The organism is Arthrobacter sp. KBS0703 (assembly GCF_002008315.2).
Classification (GTDB): domain Bacteria; phylum Actinomycetota; class Actinomycetes; order Actinomycetales; family Micrococcaceae; genus Arthrobacter.
Genome location: NZ_MVDG02000031.1, coordinates 1 through 1,274, shown reverse-complemented (window position 1 = coordinate 1,274; position 1,274 = coordinate 1). Strand labels below are relative to the sequence as shown.

Annotated in this window: 1 pseudogene; it reads right to left on the bottom strand. The window is 66.5% G+C overall.

The features are described from left to right. Positions 1 to 66 precede the first annotated feature (66 nt). Positions 67 to 1,274 (bottom strand): annotated as a pseudogene (locus tag B1A87_RS22680) (alpha-mannosidase); the annotation flags it as partial.

Sequence of the window (1,274 nt, the reverse complement as noted above, 5' to 3'; positions counted from 1 at the left end):
GGAACGTCCCGCACGGGCGGCATGGCCCCTGTCTCTTATACACATCTAGATGTGTATAAGAGACAGGTGCGGACCGGCGTTGAGCAGGAACTCGTCGCTGCCCTCGCCGAGGGCGGCCGCGGCTGCCTGGCCGATGACCGCTTCGAGGCCCTTGGCCACGGCGGCGTAATTCCGTTCGGCATCCTGGTGCACCCAGGCGATGGCGCTGCCGGGCAGGATGTCATGGAACTGCTGCAGGAGCACCAGCCGCCACAGCCGCTTCAGTTCGGCCGCCGGGTAGGCGAACCGGCCGCCTGAGCGGACGGCCGCAGTGGCACACCACAGTTCGGCCTCCCGCAGCAGGTGCTCGCTGCGCCGGTTGCCCTGCTTGGTGCGGGCCTGGCTGGTGTACGTGCCGCGGTGCAGTTCCAGGTACATCTCCCCCACCCAGACGGGCAGGGAGGTGTACTCGGCCTGGGCCTGCTCAAAGAAGCTGCCGGCGCTCCCGAGCCGGACCTTGGGCGAGCCCTCCAGATCGGCCGTCCGGTGGGCGGCGGCTAGCATTTCGCGGGTGGGTCCGCCGCCGCCGTCGCCGTAGCCGAAGGGGACGAGGGAGATGGTGCCGTGCCCGTGGTCGCGGTAGTTGCGCTCGGCGTGGGCGAGCTCCCTGCCGCTCAGCTCGGAGTTGTAGGTGTCAACGGGCGGGAAATGGGTGAACAGCCGCGTGCCGTCGATCCCCTCCCAGTTGAAGGTGTGGTGCGGCATCCGGTTGATCTGGTTCCAGGAGATCTTCTGGGTGAGGAACCACTCGCTGCCGGCGGCCTTGACGATCTGCGGCAGGGCGGCGGAGTAGCCGAAGGAATCCGGCAGCCAGGCTTCCCTGCATTCGACGCCGAACTCGTCAAGGAAGAAGCTCTTGCCTTCGAGGAACTGCCGGGCCATGGCCTCCCCGCCGGGCATGTTGGTGTCCGATTCCACCCACATGCCGCCCACGGGGACGAACTGGCCGGAGCTGACCTTCTCGCGGATGCGCGCGAACAGTTCCGGGTAGAACTCCTTGATCCAGGCCAGCTGCTGGGCCGAGGAACAGGAGAACACGAAGTCGGGATCCTCATCCATGAGGGCAACCACGTTCGAAAAGGTCCGGGCGCATTTCCGGATGGTCTCCCGGACGGGCCACAGCCAGGCGGAATCTATGTGCGCATGGCCGGTGGCGAGCAGCTGGTGGGCCGAGGCATAGGCGGGCCTCGCCAGCACCTGTCTCTTATACACATCTAGATGTGTATAAGAGACAG